Origin of the sequence: Gordonia sp. KTR9, assembly GCF_000143885.2 — a bacterium.
Lineage (GTDB): Bacteria > Actinomycetota > Actinomycetes > Mycobacteriales > Mycobacteriaceae > Gordonia.
On record NC_018581.1, the window covers coordinates 2,994,913 to 3,012,049 of the forward strand.

Annotated in this window: 13 protein-coding genes; 2 read left to right on the plus strand and 11 right to left on the minus strand. The window is 69.7% G+C overall.

Features of this window, described 5'->3' with window-relative positions:
* Window positions 1-13: 13 nt before the first annotated feature.
* Genes recD through KTR9_RS14375 form a run of 4 tightly spaced genes read right to left on the minus strand, consistent with a single transcriptional unit; the run spans window position 14 to window position 9,282 of the window.
* Window positions 14-1,876 (minus strand): exodeoxyribonuclease V subunit alpha, encoded by a 1,863-nt coding sequence (gene recD / locus KTR9_RS14360; RefSeq protein ID WP_014926969.1) that lies wholly within the window; start codon window positions 1,874-1,876, stop codon window positions 14-16.
* Window positions 1,876-5,256, minus strand: a complete 3,381-nt coding sequence (locus KTR9_RS14365) for a UvrD-helicase domain-containing protein (protein WP_014926970.1) — start codon at window positions 5,254-5,256, stop codon at window positions 1,876-1,878. The genes recD and KTR9_RS14365 overlap by 1 nt, the downstream gene beginning before the upstream one ends.
* Window positions 5,253-8,735 carry an exodeoxyribonuclease V subunit gamma gene (recC, locus tag KTR9_RS14370; RefSeq protein WP_014926971.1) on the minus strand — a complete coding sequence of 1,161 codons (3,483 nt, stop codon included), beginning with the start codon at window positions 8,733-8,735 and terminating at the stop codon, window positions 5,253-5,255. The genes KTR9_RS14365 and recC overlap by 4 nt, the downstream gene beginning before the upstream one ends.
* A gap of 31 nt (window positions 8,736-8,766) precedes the next feature.
* Window positions 8,767-9,282: an acyl-CoA thioesterase gene (locus tag KTR9_RS14375; RefSeq protein WP_044506760.1), complete on the minus strand. Its 516-nt coding sequence runs from the start codon at window positions 9,280-9,282 to the stop codon at window positions 8,767-8,769.
* 137 nt (window positions 9,283-9,419) lie between these two features.
* On the opposite strand from KTR9_RS14375, the gene KTR9_RS14380 reads away from it, so the two are divergent.
* Both KTR9_RS14380 and KTR9_RS14385 read left to right on the plus strand, forming a co-directional pair.
* Window positions 9,420-10,025 carry a GNAT family N-acetyltransferase gene (locus KTR9_RS14380; protein WP_010843827.1) on the plus strand — a complete coding sequence of 202 codons (606 nt, stop codon included), beginning with the start codon at window positions 9,420-9,422 and terminating at the stop codon, window positions 10,023-10,025.
* Between the two features lie 171 nt (window positions 10,026-10,196).
* Window positions 10,197-11,714: an NAD(P)/FAD-dependent oxidoreductase gene (locus tag KTR9_RS14385; RefSeq protein ID WP_014926973.1), complete on the plus strand. Its 1,518-nt coding sequence runs from the start codon at window positions 10,197-10,199 to the stop codon at window positions 11,712-11,714.
* Between the two features lie 28 nt (window positions 11,715-11,742).
* On the opposite strand, the gene KTR9_RS14390 is transcribed toward KTR9_RS14385, so the two are convergent.
* From KTR9_RS14390 to KTR9_RS14420, 7 genes are all read right to left on the minus strand, one after another.
* Window positions 11,743-12,471, minus strand: a complete 729-nt coding sequence (locus KTR9_RS14390) for an urease accessory protein UreD (protein WP_014926974.1) — start codon at window positions 12,469-12,471, stop codon at window positions 11,743-11,745.
* A gap of 2 nt (window positions 12,472-12,473) precedes the next feature.
* On the minus strand, window positions 12,474-13,160 hold the full coding sequence (gene ureG / locus KTR9_RS14395) for an urease accessory protein UreG (RefSeq protein WP_010843824.1): 687 nt from the start codon (window positions 13,158-13,160) through the stop codon (window positions 12,474-12,476).
* A 47-nt stretch (window positions 13,161-13,207) separates the two neighbouring features.
* Window positions 13,208-13,873 carry an urease accessory protein UreF gene (locus KTR9_RS14400; protein WP_014926975.1) on the minus strand — a complete coding sequence of 222 codons (666 nt, stop codon included), beginning with the start codon at window positions 13,871-13,873 and terminating at the stop codon, window positions 13,208-13,210.
* The gene (locus tag KTR9_RS14405) at window positions 13,873-15,591 is read right to left on the minus strand and encodes an urease subunit alpha (RefSeq protein ID WP_010843822.1); all 1,719 of its coding nucleotides are present in this window, start codon (window positions 15,589-15,591) and stop codon (window positions 13,873-13,875) included. The genes KTR9_RS14400 and KTR9_RS14405 overlap by 1 nt, the downstream gene beginning before the upstream one ends.
* Window positions 15,592-15,594: 3 nt before the next feature.
* Complete coding sequence (locus tag KTR9_RS14410; protein ID WP_014926976.1) at window positions 15,595-15,972, minus strand: urease subunit beta; 378 nt, start codon at window positions 15,970-15,972, stop codon at window positions 15,595-15,597.
* 86 nt (window positions 15,973-16,058) lie between these two features.
* Window positions 16,059-16,361 (minus strand): urease subunit gamma, encoded by a 303-nt coding sequence (locus KTR9_RS14415; protein WP_004022149.1) that lies wholly within the window; start codon window positions 16,359-16,361, stop codon window positions 16,059-16,061.
* 134 nt (window positions 16,362-16,495) lie between these two features.
* Complete coding sequence (locus tag KTR9_RS14420; protein WP_010843820.1) at window positions 16,496-16,918, minus strand: PaaI family thioesterase; 423 nt, start codon at window positions 16,916-16,918, stop codon at window positions 16,496-16,498.
* Window positions 16,919-17,137 lie beyond the last annotated feature (219 nt).

The window sequence follows — 17,137 nt, forward strand, 5'->3', positions numbered from 1 at the left end:
GGGTTTGCCGGAATCACTCCGTATCCCCGAAAGGTGTCACCGCTGATCGCAGACCGCTGGCCCGCTGCACGCGTCGATCGACCGCCGCGGCGAGGACCTCTGGCGTCCCGACGATCCGCACGCGCTCGCGGGCTCGAGTGATGGCGGTGTAGAGCAGCTCCCGGGTGAGCAACTCCGACCCCGGGGGAGGAAGGATCACCGTGACCTGCCGGAACTGACTCCCCTGGCTACGGTGGATCGTCATCGCGTGGACCGACTCCACGTCGGCGAGTTGCGTCGGGTGCAGCAGTCGGACAGATCCGCCCCGCCGGAAGGCGACCCGGACGGCGTCGGCTCCCTGCATTCGGCCGTCGGGGTCGGCGATCACGACACCGGTGTCACCGTTGAACGTCGACGTCTGACGATCATTGGCGGTGACCAGGATCGGCTGTCCCGGATACCATCCGGTGTGCTCCGCGCCTGCGGTACCGAGCCACTCGGTGATCCTGGCCGACCATCCGCGGACGCCCGACGACCCTTCACGGTGCGCGCACAACACGCGATGGGTGTCGAGGGCATCGAGAGCGGCTTCGGCATCGGCGTCGCGGGCAGCCGTTCGAAGGGCCATACCCCACTCGACGACATCAGCACGCACGTCGTCGAGGTCATCGGCTGACACGAGCTCGACGTTCGGAACGTCGTCCGCGGTCACGAGTCTCACCACCTCGTCGGCGTCGCCGGAATTCACGGCGGCGGCCACCCGCGAGATGCCACCGCCGAACCGGAACTGCCGACGCAGGGTGATGACGCCGTCGGCGAGGCGATCCGTGTCGGCCGGGTCCAGGTCTTCGCCGGCCGGACCCACCGCTTCCAGCGCGGCCTGCGACGCCCTCACCCCAGCGTCCGAGTCCGCCTGCACCCCGATGACATCGGTCCGTTCGACGAGATCGGCCAGCACCGCACCCGCCTCGACCGACGCGAGCTGATGCGGGTCACCGACGAAGATCACGCGCGCGTCGGGCCGGACCGCGTCGAGCAGCCGGCTCATCGCGGTCATCGACAGCATGGATGTCTCGTCGACGACGATCACATCGTGCGGCAATGTACGCCCGCGGCCATACCTCGGGTTGGCTCCCGGGCGCCAGCCGAGCAGCGAGTGCAGGGTGATGGCGTGCGCCGTGACCGGCACCGTCGACTCCGCCTCCACCGAGGCCTGCAGCTGGGCGGCCGCCCGGCCGGTGGGCGCACACAGTCCGATCCGGAGGCCGGGGCCCTGCAGCGCGTCGAGTACGGCGAGAATGCGTGCGACGGTGTAGGTCTTGCCGGTGCCCGGACCGCCCGCCAGGACGGTCGTCCATCGGGTCGCGGCGACCGCGGCGGCGAGCTTCTGCAGCCGGCCGTCCTCCGGCGAGGTGTACACGGCGGCGATCGCGGCGCGCAGGGCGTCGGCGTCGACGGCCGGTGACGTCTGTGCGCGGCGGGCCAGCGTGTCCCGGATCGTCTGCTCCTGCCGGAAGTACTTCTGGAGATAGACCAGCGGCCCGTCGACGGACCGCCGTACGACCAACGGACGCAACGGACCCGCCTCGCTGCCGGCCACGAGCGGACTCTCCAGCAACGCGTGGAGCATCGCATCCGACGACGGAACCGTGAGAGCCGGGCTGGTCTCGCCGGCCAGGTCACCCAACCGGTCCAGCGCCAGGCACGTCGAACCCAGCCGCACCGCACGTACGGCGAGCGCGGCGCCGAGGCGCGCGGTCTCGGAGACCGGTTCGGCGCACATCGCCACGAGCCGATCGGTGATGTGCACGTCTGCCGCGGCCAGCACACCGGCCTCGTTCCACTCGGCGAGCACACCGGTGGCCCACTCAGTCACCTGCACATCGGAACTGGACATCAGGATGCTCCCGCCAGCGCGTCGGACAGCGCGATGATCAGCTCTGCGGGCAGGTCCCACTCGAACACGCCGCAACCGGGCGGAGTATCCGGACCGGCCATTCCGCGTACGAAGTGGTACTGCACCGGACCGAGATGCCGGACCGGATCGTAATCCTGTACGCGCCAACGCAGATATCTGTGCAGCGCAACGGAATACAGCATCGCCTGCAGTGGGTAGTGGGCCGCGATCATCTCGCCCGCCATCGCTTCGGTGTCGAAATCCTCGACGAGGAGGTCGCCCGGACGGATCCGGTTGGTCTTGTAGTCGACGACGACGTAACGCCCGTCCGGGGTGCGCAGCACCGAGTCGATGCTGCCCGTCAGGAACCCGCGGAGTTCTCGGGCGGGGAGTTCGCGCAGGTGATCGGCGTAGTCCCGCAGCGGGTCCCCGCCGGGCAGATACCGGTCCAGAAGCTCGGCGAACCGCCCCGGGGTCGCCCCACCGCCGCCGGATGTGCGGTCGGCCGGTCCCAGCGGGAGCTCGAAGTCGAGCTCGGCGAGCCGATCGCCCGGTTCGACACCCCAGAGGTCGCCGAATCCGAGTGGGGTTCTGAGAACGCCCGCCAGTGCGGTGACCAGCACATCGGCGTCGATGTCGGCCGGCAGGACCCCCAGGGCGCGTGAACAGAGCTCGCGCACATGGGCGTTGATGTCGGGCGCCGAGGTGTCGACGTACTCGAGGACCTCGTGCACCAGGGTTCCGAACGCCGCACCGTAGGGCAGCCCGTTCATCAGCGACGGCGTTCCGGCCCGGTCGGCGTCCGGCTTCGTCTCGTCGACCTCGGTCGGATCGCCGACCGGCTCGTCGGTCAGGATGTCCTCGGTCGGTTCGCTGCCGGTGGTGACGACCGGGCCGGCGGGCGCACCGGGTGCGCTGTGCGCGACGTCGGCGACGATGGCCGAGTACGACGTCCGACGCCATTCCTGATCGATGCCACGCCGAAACCGTGCCACCCCGAGGGTTGCGGCCTCCCCCTCGGACCGCGGCGGGGCCGCCACCGCGGCTGCCTCGATCCGGCCGGCGGGCTCGATGGAGATCGCCGCGTCGCGTTCGGCCAGGGCGCGAAGCTCGCTCACGCAGGTGGGGTCGTCGTCCGGAATGGGCACATCGGAGGCGACGGACCACACCGATTCGCCGGTCTCGGAAGGGATCCGCGTCGCGGTGCCGCGGCCGAAGATCAGGCGGTGCAGCGGCCCGCTCGTGGTGTTCATCGACGGCGCCCACCACGCGACGACCTGCGACTGCGCCCGCGTCAGGGCCACGTAGAGCAATCGGAGATCCTCACCGGCGGTCTCTTCCGCATAGCGTTTGCGCCGGGCCGCGCGTCCGGGGGCCTGCCCACCGCCGACATCGAGACGCCGCGTACCCGATTCGTCGTGGTAGGTGATGTTGCCGCGGTCGCCGATCCACGTCCCGTCCCAGCCGTAGGGAACGTAGACGATCGGGAACTGCAGGCCCTTGCTGGCGTGCACGGTCATGATCTGGACTGCCTGGGTGTCACGGTCGAGACGGCGGCTCTGATCCTCGTACCGTTGCCGCGCGGACGTGTCCGCGATCCGCTCGGCCAGCCACTCCACGAGGGCGCTGAGTCCCGCCGAGGTCTCCACGACGTGCTTGCTGCACAGCGCGGACACCTGCAGGAGATCGGTGAGGATGCGTTCCCCGTTCTCGGTGGCCAGCACCCGAGCCGCGACCCCATGCGCGTCGAGGAGCCGCTGCGCCATCGCGGCAAACCCGCCTTGGACGAACACTCGTGCAAGCGAAGACATCTCCGCACCGAGCTCGGCGATCGCGGGTTCGCCCGCGGTCGCCACCTGCTCGGTCGACCAACCGAGGAGTGTCGTGAGTGCGGCCAGCCGCACCCGGTCGGCGCGGGAGGGCTGTTCGATGGCGCGCATCACCCACAACCAGTGCTGGGCCGCGGTCGTCGAGAACACGTTGACCCCCGAGCCGATGACCGAGTTGATGCCGCGCGCGGCCAGTTCGCGCTGCAACGGCTCGATGGTGCTGTTGAGCCGCACGAGGATCGCGATGTCGCCCGGGTCGACCAGGCGAGAGACTCCGTCGACCTCGAGCCGAGCCCTCTGGGCCAAGGTGTGCGCGATGTCGTCGGCGACGTCGACCGCGATCCGGGCGCGGACGTCCTTCACCGAGGGCAGGTTGTAGGAATTGCGGGTGGAGAAGTCGTTGCGCAGGAACGCACGGATCCGCAACGGTGGCCGGTCGTCCAGACGGCTCCCCGCGTGCGCAGCGGAGACGGGATGCACGACGATGCCCGGATGTCCCAGCGCGGCTTGGCCATACAGATGACCGAGGGCGTCGACCAGGGCCCCATCGGATCGGCGATTCACGTCGAGCGCCTGGAGGGTGTCGGCGGAGGACACCGCGGCGAGGTAGCTGAGGACCTCGGCACCGCGGAATCCGTAGATCGACTGTTTGGGATCGCCGACGAGGATGAGGCGGCGGTGGCCGTGGAAACAGCGGCGCACGATCTCCCATTGCAGCGGATCGGTGTCCTGGAACTCGTCGACCAGGACGACGGTGAAGGTGTCGCGGATTCGGCGGCACGCACGCTCGCCGACCACCGGGTCGGTCACGATCCGGTGCAGGATGGCCTGCAGGTCGTCGTAGGTGCGTACGCGCGCATCGCGTTTCCGGGTCTCGACGATGCGGCGGACCGCGGACGCGAAACTCACCCGGCGGGCGGCGACGGCGTCAGCCCCGGGCCCATCGGTCGACCCGGACTCGTCCGGCGCCAGGGCAACCGACGCCTGACGCACCGCGTCGCGGGCGATGGCGCGGGCCTCGGCGAAGTCGAACTCCGGTGCGTCACTGGCCCAGAAGCCTCGCAGATACAGGTCCAGAGCCACCTCTTCGGTGAGCTCGTCGACCTCTTCGACGATCGAGTAGACCAGTTCACGCTCACCGAGAAAGCCGAGCGCTTCCAGCATGCGGTTGCAGAACGTGTGGGTGGTCGCGATCGTCGACGCGTCGAAGTCGCTCAGGGCGCGGGCCAGATTGTGGCGGCGCGCGGCCACCTCGGCCGGAGATCCCTGCGCCAGCATCTGCAGCAACGCGTCGTGGTCGGGCACCGGACCGGTCCGGCCGAGCCCGTCGAGCAACTCCCGCACGCGGTCTCGCATGCGTTCGCGCAGTTCGGCGGTCGCGGCCCGACTGAACGTCACGAGCAGCATCTCCGAGATGGGAACCCCCTCGGCGATGTGCCGGGCGGCGAGACCGACGATCGCGTAGGTCTTCCCGGTGCCCGCGCTCGCCTCCAGAACCGTGGTGTGGTCCGGCAGGTCGGCGGTGATGTCGAAGGTGGCCGGGCGTCTCATGTGCCCTCCCGGTGCTGGTTGAGCGGCACCCACACGGTTCGAGCCAGTCCGGCGAACAGCGGTTCTCCCTCGGTCATGGCCAACTCGACACCGCCGATGGTTCGTTGCTCGGGTGCAGGGTCGTCGAGGAGGTCGTCGAACTCGACATCGGCCAGTACGTCTCCACCGAAGGCCAGCTTCACGTAGGGGTCGTTGGCGGGACCGAACTTGTCGTCGAAGGTCCTGCGGGCATTGGCCAGCGAGAAGGTGCTCCGCCGGCCGGGACCGTCGTTCTCGACGAAAGTGCACGCCGGTTCCAACGGCAGCGGCAGCGGGCGACGCAGACCCTCGTCGCGCAGTCGGACGAGGTCGTGGAGCAGCGAGACCGGATCCTCGGGACGCCGGAGCCTGACGGTGCTGGTCCCACCGCCCCGTGCGGCACGCCCGACCAGGACCGCCGACTCGACCGGTCGGGCTTCGGGGTTGCCCTGAGTCGCCGCGGCGGCGACCGCGAGGAGCGTGATCCAGCCACTGAGTTGCTGTTTGGCCTTGAGTTTGGAATAGGTCGCCCGTACCACCGCGGCCGGTCCGGTGTCGCCGAACACGTCGCCGACCGTGCCATGCACCCGGCGTCCGTCGGGCAGGCGGACCAGGACGTCGAGGGTTCTGGGAGTCCCCGACCGCAACGGCTCGACGACGCCGTGCAAGCGGGTCACCGCCCGCGAGATCGCGCGGAGCTCGCGGGTACCGAACGCGAACGGCGGCAGGGTGCCGCGCCGGAGTTCGGCCGCTTCGCAGTCCGCGATCGACACCCCGGTCAGCATCCGGGACAGGAACCGATCGCCGATTCCCCACTTGTCCAGCGGTTCCAGTTCGACGTCGAGCTGGTCGTCGTGCGGCCGGTCGTCGTCGGGAATGCGGGCACCGAGTCTCTGCCGGACGAACGCGACGATCGGATCCACGTGGAAATCGATGAGCGTCGCGAGGTCGATGTCCTCGGTGTCGAAGGTGCGTTCCGGCGCGGGCAGTACCTCGTGTGCGGCAACCACCGGACGCTGCGACGGCTCGCGCAACGCCTCGGCGCCGGCGAGCATCGACGCATCGTGGCTGAACGGTCCCGGAATGCCCGGCACCCCACCGGGAGTGAAGTTCCGCGCATCGAACCCGTGCAGAGAGTGCCGACGGAGAACGCTGGTGCCGGTCAGGCCGGTGAGGGTGTCCGTGAGTTCGCTGACGACCACGGCGGGCGGGATCCGCCGGCCCGACACCGGATCGGCACCGCTGTAGAAAACCAGGAGTGCGTCCTGCGCCGCGCAGATCGCGTCGAGGAAACACTGCCGGTCCTCGTCCCGCGGGTTACGCTCCCCCACCAGCGGATCGACGCCGAGGACGTCGTCTCCGTCGATGCGCTGCACACGCGGGAAGACCTCCGCGTCCACACCGAGGAGCACGATCACCCGATGCGGCACCGAGCGCATGGGCACCATCGTGCAGACGGTGAGTTCTCCGGTGCGGAAGTTCGAGCGCGTCGGCCGGCCCGCGACCAGAGCCGCCAACAGGTCCCGCACGTCTGCCAGGCGCAGTACCTCCTCCGGCTCGACCGGCCGGGTGTCGCCGAAGGCCTCACTCAGCATCCGGATGGCCTGCGCGCGTTGCCAATCGTCGACGGGCTCGGTCGCCGTGAGAGACGAGACGGCATCGATGAGCGTCTCCGCCCAGCGGTGCGCGGGCGCGGCTTCCCGCAGTTCGGCCAGCACCCGTCCGAGGCGGGACAGGAACTCGTCGAACCGGCCGACGAGGTCGATCCCGGTGCTCTCGACGCCGGCCAGCGGGAGTGCGGTGCCGAGCCATTCATCGTCGGACTCCTCGGCGACGACGCCGAGGGAGATGCGATCCAGGCCGGCATCGAAGGTGCCCTGCCGGAAGCGTTCGAGACCGTACCGGGCCCGTTCGGCGACGCCCAGACCCCAGCGGACATTGCTGTGCGCCAACCATTCCCGGATGAGGTCGAGGTCGTCGTCGGTCATCGCGAACCGTGTTCGTACCGGCGGGGCCCCGAGGAGGTCGACGACATCACCGGCGGTCACGCGTCCCGCGGCCAGCTCGACGACCCCGACGATCACGTCGAGGATCGGGTTGACGTGACGGATTCCGCGGTCGGCCAGCCGAACTCGGAGGTCGAAGGCCGGATGCGGCAGTCCCGCCTGACCGAACGCACCACGGATCAGGGGCGCGAAGGTCTCGACATCGGGACACATGATGAGGACGTCGCGCGGCTGCAGCTCGGGATCGTCGGCGAACAGATGCAACAACCGATCCCGCAGCACCTCGATCTGGCGCTCGGGTCCGTGACAGGCGTGCACCTCGACCGACCGGTCCGCGACCGCCGACGACGATGCGAGGCCACCGTGCGCGATGCCGACGGGGCCGGAATCACCGGAGGAGTCGGTGACGTCGGGCGCAGGATCGAGGTCATCGCGGATCCCCGACTGGACCGCGTGTAGCGCCGAATCCGCGACCACCGGCTGCCGCGGCGGATGGTGGACGTCCCGATCCACGATCGGGGCGAGCCGCAACTGCAGTTCCTGCAGATCCCGGGAGAGGCCGGCCAGCAACGGGTTTCGCAGTTCGGGGAGCTCGCGTTCCCCGCGCCTCGGCGGAACCCCCTCGAGGGCATCGCGGTCGACCAGGGCTCCGAGTTCGTCCCACAGGCGCGGACTCGGATGCGGAACGAACAGGTGGACATCATGGTGGACGGCCGCGGCGGCAGCGATCTGACGGAACGACTCGGTGATCCGCGTCGGCCCGAACACCGACAGTCGTTCCGGCAACCCGCCGGCCGCGGGGTCGGCGCGGAGGCGATCGCAGACGGCGGCGAGATCCTCCGCGGGATGCGGTCGGCCGATCTCCTCGCGGACCGCACGCCAGAACGCGGGCTGCCAGGCGAGGTCATCCCGCAGTGGTCGACCGGCGCCGTCGAGGTCGTCACCGGCGGCCCAGTCGGCGATCAGGGACGGCCGCGACCGCCCGTACCGGTCGAACAGTTCGGCCACATGCCGCGCGGTGGCGTAGCGGCGTCCGATCCGGGGCGAGGAGGCATCGCCGGCTCCGATGTGCCGCGCGATGACGTCCAGAGCGGGATCGTCGATCCGGTCGTCGAGGACGCGCAGCACCGGCCACGTCAGCTCGGTCGCGCGCCACGGGTCGTCCGGCGCCGTGAGCGAGGCGGCGGTGTGCAGACGGGTTCCGCCGAGCACCGCGGCGCCGATCGCGTCCGCCAGACGGGACGGCCCGGTGAAGTCGATGTTGGCGGCGATACCGTCGCCGCCGGCACCGGTCCCCAACCGCCGTGCCAGATGCTGGGCGAGCCACCGCTCGACCCCGGCGGCGGGGACCGACACGATCTCCGGACGCATCGGATCGTCCAGCGGATGCGTCAGGACGTCGGCCAGGGCGTCGGCCAGCGTGTCGGTGCGTTCGGCGCGGTGGAGGATCAGCATCGGAAGGGTGTGCCCGTCGGGCGCGGGCCGGTCAACCCGCGACGTCCGACCGGGGTGTGTGGAACCGCACCGGTTCCCCGAGCCGTGCCGACAGAAGTCCCCGGGCGTCGTCGGGAATCGGGGTCGGTCGGCCGGTGTCCGGGTCGACGACGACCATCGTGGTCTCGGCGGTGGCGCACAACGTCCCGGACTGGTCGAACAGGCGCAGGGCCATGACGAACGACGACCGGCCGACGCGTCCGATGCACGTGCGGACGTGCACGGGGTCGGGCGAGTAGTGGACGGGAGCGGAGAACTCGATGTCGTGGCGGACGACGAGGAACGAGAACCGCCGCGGGCGGTCGGGCATCCATTCGATGAACGAACGCACGCGGCTCTCCTCGAAGATCCGGGAGATCTGCACGTTGTTGATGTGGTTGTTGATGTCCATGTCACCCCACCGCAGCGCAACCGGGACGTCGAGGTGATAGTCGGGCCCGGCAGAACCGGCTGCGTGCCCGTCGGGATCGAGGGCGTCGGGATCGAGGGCGTCTGGGTCGAGGGCCACGGCGCAGATCTTAGTGCGGGACACGCGTGCGGCGAACTGCCGGAGTCACCGACGGCCAGACCGTAGACTCACTCGCCGGGGGTCAGAACCACAGGCGAATCGGTGCGCGCACCCCCGGCGCGCGGTGAGGGGCTCGGGTGAACATCGACACGGTACGGGCTCGGCTGCGCCCGGTGTCCGCCGTCGATGTCGACGAGCTCGTCCACCTCGACAGTGATCCCGAGGTCATGCGCTATGTGAGCGGCGGTGCGGCCACCCCGCGCGCCGTGATCGAGGACTGGATGCTCCCCCGTGCCGAGACCGAGCGTCGCAAGTACGGCACCGGCACCTGGATTCTCTGCGACCCCGCCACGACCGCCTTCCTCGGCTGGATCTCGCTGCGCACCCCACGGCACAGCTGCCGGGCCGAACTCGAACTGAGCTACCGCCTCCGCCGCACGGTGTGGGGTCGCGGGCTGGCCACCGAGGCGGCGTTCGCCCTCGTCGCCTTCGCGTTCGACCACCTCGGGACCGAACGGGTCTTCGCCAGCACCGTCGCCCGCAACGCGTCGTCGCGGCGGGTGATGGAGAAACTGGGCATGACGCTCTGCGCGATCCACCTCTGCGACGACGCGGCCGACTCGGCCGACCTGCTGACCATCCACCCGGACCGGGACCGCTCCGAGGTCGAGTACGAGATCCTGCGCGCCGACTGGCAGCAGCGATCGCAGCGCTGGTCGTCGGCCGGCGGTCTCACCGCGTGAGCACAACACCCCTCTGGCCGCGCCCATCGGATCATCATTGACTACCGTTGAGAACATGCACGGTCGTACTCCGGCCCCGGCGCTGCACCGTCACCTCGGGTAGCGCCCCCACCCGGTCCGCCGAAGTCCCGCACGACCGTCGCCCAACGACGTAGAAGGAGATGTCTGGAGATGAGCAGCCCCGCCGTCCAGGCCCCCACTGGAGCAGCCACGACCCGCCGGAAAGTCGTCATCATCGGGTCCGGCTTCGGCGGATTGTTCGCCGCCCAGCGACTGGCCAAGGCCGATGTCGACGTGACGCTGATCGCCAAGACCACGCATCACCTGTTCCAGCCGATGCTCTACCAGGTGGCGACCGGCATCGTCGCCGAGGGCGAGATCGCGCCGGCCACCCGCGTCGTCCTGCGCAAGCAGAAGAACACCGCCGTGCTCATGGGCGACGTGTACGACATCGACCTGGACGCCAAGACCGTCACCTCCCGGCTGCTCGAACGGATCACGGTCACCCCGTACGACGACCTGATCGTGGCCGCCGGCGCCGACCAGTCCTACTTCGGCAACGATCACTTCGCCGAGTTCGCACCCGGCATGAAGACCATCGACCATGCCCTCGAGCTGCGCGGCCGCATCCTCGGCGCCTTCGAGCAGGCCGAGTTGTCCCACGACCCCGCCGAGCGCGCCAAGCTGCTGACCTTCGTGGTCGTCGGCGCCGGCCCCACCGGGGTCGAGCTGGCCGGGCAGATCGCCGAGATGAGCGACAAGACACTCAAGGGCGCGTTCCGCAACATCGACCCGACCGAGGCCCGGGTGATCCTGCTCGACGCCGCACCGGCCGTCCTGCCGCCGTTCGGTCCGAAGCTCGGCGGCAAGGCCGCGGAGCGGCTCGAGCGGATGGGTGTCGAGATCCAGCTCAACGCGATGGTCGTCGACGTCGACTACGACGGTCTGGTCGTCAAGGAGAAGGACGGCACCACCCGCCGCATCGAATCCCAGTGCAAGGTCTGGTCGGCCGGCGTGCAGGCCAGCCCGCTCGGACAGCAGCTCGCCGAACAGTCCGGCGTCGAACTCGACCGCGCCGGACGGGTGAAGGTCCTGCCGGATCTCACGATCCCCGGCCATCCCGAGGTGTTCGTGGTCGGCGACATGATGGCGGTCGACGGCGTGCCGGGCGTCGCACAGGGCGCGATCCAGGGCGGTCGCTACGCGGCCGACGCCATCAAGGCCGAGCTGAAGGGCCAGACCCCGGACCAGCGCAAGCCGTTCAGCTACTACGACAAGGGTTCGATGGCGACGATCTCGCGGTACTCCGCGGTGATGCAGGTCCCGATCCCGGGTATCAAGAAGACGTTCGAGACCGAGGGCTACTTCGCCTGGCTCGGCTGGCTCGCGCTGCACCTCGTGTATCTGGTCGGGTTCCGCAACCGGTTGAACACGCTGATCAACTGGTTCTTCGCGTTCACCACGCGCGGTCGATCGCAGCTCGCGGTGACCGAGCAGCAGGTGTATGCGCGAACCGCGATCGGCCAGCTGTCCGCCCTGGAGAAGGCCGGCACGACCTCGGAGTCAGAACCCGCGAAGACCGACGCCGGGACCGTGGACTCGGGTTCGACCGGCCCCGGGACCACCGGGTCGGTACCCACCGAGGGCAAAGACGCCGACGGCAACGAATCCGAGGCCGAGGCCAGCTGACCCTCCGCGGCCTGCTGACCGCGGAGGGCTACGACACCACGGCCAGTGCGTCGAGCTCGAGGTCGTCGGCCAGCCGGCGCGCAGCGCTGACCGACGCCCCGAGCGCACTGGTGAGGCTGGCACCACCGGCCAGTTGGAGGCGCGCGGCGAACTCGGTCGCGTGCACCACCCCCGGCCGATTGTCCGGGTAGCGGAAGACGCTGCTCGCCGCGCGGTGGCCGGCAGCTGCGGCCGGTGTGCCGTGACCCAGCCGCAGCCGATGCGCCAGCACCACCTCGCCGTCGGTGTCCACGCGCAGTCCCCCTGTCCAGGTGCCCGCCCGATCACGGTCGGCCAGCGTCGTGTCCGTCATCGTGGCCGCCCGGCCGATCTGGACGTGTTCGTGCAGATCGAGGGTGGCGCCGGACGCGAGACCGACCGCGATGTCGGAATGGTGAACCGCGCCGCCGGCGACCACGGTCGGCTGCGGATCAACGCGCAGACGGCCGCCGTCGCCGACCAGGATCTCCCACCGGGCCGACGAGTCCACACGGTCGCGGGCCGGTAGTGCGATGGTCGCCGCGACGCTGCCCACCCGCAAATGTGCACCGGGTTCGACCTCGATGCGGACCACGATCTCGTCACCGCCCAGCGGCGTCGCGGCCGTACCGATGAGCTGCACGTGGCCGGGAGCGGTGACCCGCACGCCCAGTCCCCCGACCGCCCGGTGACGCACGCCGCGGTCGACCGTGGCGACGATGTCGACCTCGGTGCGCATGGTCACCCGGCGACGACCGGGGCCGCCAGCTGAGTCCGGACCCACGCCAGCACGTCGGTCGCCGCGGGATCCTCCGTCAGCGAGATCATCGCGGTCTGGCGGCCGTCACGGACCTTCGCCGCGTCGCGGCGCATGACCTCGAGGTCGGCGTTGACGCGTTCGGCCAGATCGATCTTGTTGATCACCAACAGGTCCGAGAACGTGACGCCGGGGCCGCCCTTGCGCGGGACCTTGTCGCCGCCGGCGACGTCGATGACGAAGATCTGGACGTCGATGAGCCCGGTCGAGAAGGTGGCGGTGAGGTTGTCGCCGCCGGACTCCACGAGGATCAGGTCCAGCGGCGGGTTGGCCTCGACGAGATCGTCGATGGCGTCGAGGTTGGCGGTGATGTCGTCACGGATGGCGGTGTGGGGGCATCCGCCGGTCTGTACGGCGGTGATCCGCTCGTCGGGCAGAACGGCGTTGCGGCGCAGGAAGTCGGCATCCTCGGTCGTGTAGATGTCGTTGGTCAGCACGGCCACCGACAGCTCGTCCCGGAGCTGCCGGCACAACGCGGCCACCAGCGCGGTCTTGCCGGACCCGACCGGGCCGCCGATGCCGATGCGCAGGGCCTCACCGGGTTCGCGCTTGCGGCGCGGCCGGTCGTGGTCGTGGGTGTGCGGCTGCCCGTCGATGAGATGCGGGGGCATGAGGACTCCTCTCGGTTCGCGACGTGCGGCTGCGCGAGGTCGCGGGATCAGGACATGAAGAGCGGCATCGGTTGCCGCTCATGACGTTCGGCGAATATGTCGAGGACCGGGTCGGACAGGTCCGCCAGACCGACCGCGGCCTCGGCGGCGACTCGTTCGCATTCGGCGCCGAGCTCGGCGATCATGATCGACACGTCGGCGGGGTCGAGTGCGAGCAACCGCTGACCGGCGGTCGCCGACCCGCTCATCGTGGTGTAGACGAGGATCAGCGCGGTGTGGAATCCCGACAGGGAGGACACCGCGCCGATGGACCCGCTGATGACCGGAAGGTGCGTCGACGGCCGGTGGGCCGACCAATCGGTGTCCGGCCACATCCGGCGTGCCAGCCGCACCATGCCGCGCCCTTGCGCCAGCGAGGCCTTCCGAGCGGCGGATGACGGTGTGCGCGCGTCGGTCTCACGTTGCGCGCGGGGCACCTCGAGTACGCCGTCGGCCACCGCGGCCGCCACCGAGGCCGCGACCAGACCGCTCGTGGTCACCCGGCGGTACAGAAAGGCCGCGAGATCGCTTGCGGTGCGGATGAATCCGTCGGTGATCGCCTGTTCGACACCGCCGGAGTGCACGTGCCCGCCCACCGGCAGCCGGGAATCCGCCAGCGCGAGCATCATCGCCAGCGGCGCGGAGGTGACCGTGGTCGTGTCGTCGGAACGCATCAGAACAGGAAATACCGTTGCGCCATGGGGAGTTCGGCGACTGGTTCGGACTCCCACACCTCACCGTCGACCGTCACGGTGAACGTGTCGGGATCGACCTCGATCGTCGGGCATGCGTCGTTGTTGATCATGTCTGCCTTGCCGACACCCCGGGTGTTCTTGACCGGGACCAGCCTGCGGTCGACCCCGATCCGGCCCGCGAGGTCTGCGTCGGCCCCCGGGGCCACGAAGCTCACCGACGTCGCGGCCGCGAGTTTCGGTGCGGCGCCGAACATCGGCCGCGGGAAAACGGGCTGCGGCGTGGGGATCGACGCGTTGGCGTCGCCCATCGCCGCCCAGGCGATGGCGCCGCCCTTGATGACCAGATCCGGCCGGATCCCGAAGAACGCGGGATCCCACAGCACCAGGTCGGCGAGCTTGCCGACCTCGACCGAACCGATCTCGTCGTCGAAGCCGTGCGCGCGCGCCGGGCAGATCGTGTACTTCGCGACGTAACGCCGTGCACGATTGTTGTCGGCCCGGCCGTCGCCGGGGAGTGACCCGCGTTTGCGTTTCATGACGTGCGCGGTCTGCCAGGTTCGCAGCACGACTTCGCCGATGCGGCCCATCGCCTGCGAATCCGACCCGATCATCGAGATGGCACCCAGGTCGTGCAGGAGGTCCTCGGCGGCGATCGTGGACGGACGGATCCGGCTCTCGGCGAAGGCGAGATCTTCCGGCACGGTCGGGTTGAGATGATGGCAGACCATCAGCATGTCGAGATGCTCGTCGAGCGTGTTCACCGTGTGCGGGCGAGTCGGATTCGTCGAGGACGGAAGCACATTCGGATAGGCCGCGACGGTGATGATGTCCGGCGCGTGACCACCGCCCGCTCCCTCGGTGTGGTAGGCGTGGATGCCCCGGCCCGCGATCGCCCCGAGCGTGGTCTCCACGAATCCCGCCTCGTTCAGGGTGTCGGAGTGCAACGCGACCTGGACGCCGGTCTCGTCGGCCACCCGCAAGCAGGCGTCGATGGCAGCGGGCGTACTGCCCCAGTCCTCGTGAAGCTTGAAACCCGATGCGCCCGCCCGGATCTGCTCGTGCATCGACTCGGCGCTGACGGTGTTGCCCTTGCCGAGGAGCGCGATGTTCATCGGCCAGTGATCGGTCGCGGCGAGGATCGATGCCAGGTGCCAGGCGCCGGGCGTCACGGTGGTCGCCTTGCTGCCCTCGGCCGGTCCCGTCCCGCCACCGACCACGGTCGTGATCCCGTTGCCCAGCGCCTCGTCCATGATCTGGGGACAGATGAAGTGCACGTGGCAGTCGATGGCACCGGCGGTGACGATCTTGCCGTTGCCGGCGATGATCTCCGTCGATGGTCCGATGACCAGGTCCGGATGCACCCCGTCCATGGTGTCGGGGTTGCCCGCCTTACCCATCGCGACGATGCGGCCGTCCCGGATCCCGAGGTCGGCCTTGATGATTCCCCAGTGGTCGAGCACGACGACACCGGTGATGATCGTGTCGGGGGCACCGTCGGCGCGAGTCGCCCGGCTCTGTCCCATCGACTCGCGGATCACTTTGCCGCCGCCGAAGACCGCCTCGTCCCCGGCGCGCCCGGGCCCACCCGAGAGGTCGTCGGTGACCTCGATGAGCAGGTCGGTGTCGGCGAGCCGGATCAGATCGCCCGTGGTCGGGCCGAACAGTTGCGCGTAGCGGTCGCGTCCCAGGATGGCCATGCGTCACTCACTCTCGTCGCTGCGGACGGCGTCGACCGGACCGCAGGCACCGGGGGGATCGAGGGTGATCCCGTACACCTCCCGGGTGCCGCCGAGCGGGACGAGACCGACGGTCATCTCGATACCCGGCTCGAACCGCACGGCCGTGCCGGCCGGGATGTCGAGCCGACGGCCATGTGCGCGGACACGGTCGAAGACGAGTGCGTCGTTCGACTGCGGGAAGTGCACGTGACTGCCGACCTGCACGGGGCGGTCACCGGAGTTGACGACACGAAGCTCCACGGCGTCGACACCCGCGTTGAGTTCGATGGTCCCCTCGACGGCGATGACCTCGCCCGGCACGATCGTCGATCGCGGGCCGGTGGAATGAGTACCCGACATCTCGGTCCTCTCTGGAATGCTGCGGTTCGGTGAACGGGACGGGGTCCGGCAAGGACCGACCCGCCACTGGTCTCGATCGACGACTCTCAGGCGATCGGGTCGTGCACGGTCACCAGCTTGGTGCCGTCGGGAAAGGTCGCCTCCACCTGGACGTCGTGCAGCATCTCCGGCACACCGTCCATCACGTCGTCGCGCCGGAGCACCTCGCGTCCCGAGGTCATCAACTCGGCCACCGAACGGCCGTCGCGCGCGCCTTCGAGGACGTGGTCGGTGATCAGAGCCACCGATTCCGGGTGATTGAGCTTCAGACCCCGTGCCTGTCGCCGGCGGGCCAGTTCGGCCGCGTAAGAGATCAACAGCCGTTCTTGTTCATGCGGCGACAATCGCACCGGGAGCGCTCCTCGAAAGTGTTCGGCCGGACGGTCGTCTCGAATGGGTCCGGCCGGGCAGTACGAGTCATCCTGCCATGCCGGGGCGGGGTAGGCGCGCCGAGCCGCCCGGGGGTGACGCGGGCCTCAGCGGCCTACTTGACCTCGATGTTCTGCAGTCGCACCTGAGACTTGGCCAGCAGCGCGCCGTCCTGGTCGACCATGTCGACGGCCCACAACTGCTGACGTCGGCCCCGGTGGATCGGAGTCGACGTCGCGGTGACGGTGCCCGCGCGGACCGACCGGAGGAAGTCGGTGTTGTTGTTCACCCCGACGGCGGTCCCACCGATCCCGGAGTCCTGCAGCCACAGGAAGCCACTCATGCTCGCGACGCTCTCGCCGACCGCGCAGTAGACCCCGCCGTGCACGATCCCGAACGGTTGATGATGACTCTCGGTGATCTCCATCGTGGCCACGATCCGGTCAGGACCCGCCTCGACGACTTCGAGGCCCAGGACGCCGTCGAGGCCCTTGCCGAATGAATCCCGGAGAACACCGTCCGCACTGTTCGCAGTCATGCCGTCAACAGTCGCATGCGGCTCCGTGCGTCGCGACAGCGGTCGGCTCGCGACCGGGGAGGCCGCCGGGAACACGGGACACACCCTCCGACGTTGTCCCCGTAGATACCGGAAGGCCCCGCACCTCTGGGAGATGCGGGGCCTTCCGTGCCGTGGACCGGGGGTCTCTGCAGCCCTCAGGACTCTCGCGCGGTCCGACGTGACACTTAATGTAGGCTA

Bases quoted from the DNA above. Each gene is read 5' to 3' on its own strand.
- recD (WP_014926969.1), bottom strand. From the start codon at position 1,876: ATGTCCAGTTCCGATGTGCAGGTGACTGAGTGGGCCACCGGTGTGCTC.
- KTR9_RS14365 (WP_014926970.1), bottom strand. From the start codon at position 5,256: ATGAGACGCCCGGCCACCTTCGACATCACCGCCGACCTGCCGGACCAC.
- recC (WP_014926971.1), bottom strand. From the start codon at position 8,735: ATGCTGATCCTCCACCGCGCCGAACGCACCGACACGCTGGCCGACGCC.
- KTR9_RS14385 (WP_014926973.1), top strand. From the start codon at position 10,197: ATGAGCAGCCCCGCCGTCCAGGCCCCCACTGGAGCAGCCACGACCCGC.
- KTR9_RS14390 (WP_014926974.1), bottom strand. From the start codon at position 12,471: ATGCGCACCGAGGTCGACATCGTCGCCACGGTCGACCGCGGCGTGCGT.
- ureG (WP_010843824.1), bottom strand. From the start codon at position 13,160: ATGCCCCCGCATCTCATCGACGGGCAGCCGCACACCCACGACCACGAC.
- KTR9_RS14400 (WP_014926975.1), bottom strand. From the start codon at position 13,873: ATGCGTTCCGACGACACGACCACGGTCACCTCCGCGCCGCTGGCGATG.
- KTR9_RS14405 (WP_010843822.1), bottom strand. From the start codon at position 15,591: ATGGCCATCCTGGGACGCGACCGCTACGCGCAACTGTTCGGCCCGACC.
- KTR9_RS14410 (WP_014926976.1), bottom strand. From the start codon at position 15,972: ATGTCGGGTACTCATTCCACCGGCCCGCGATCGACGATCGTGCCGGGC.
- KTR9_RS14420 (WP_010843820.1), bottom strand. From the start codon at position 16,918: ATGACTGCGAACAGTGCGGACGGTGTTCTCCGGGATTCATTCGGCAAG.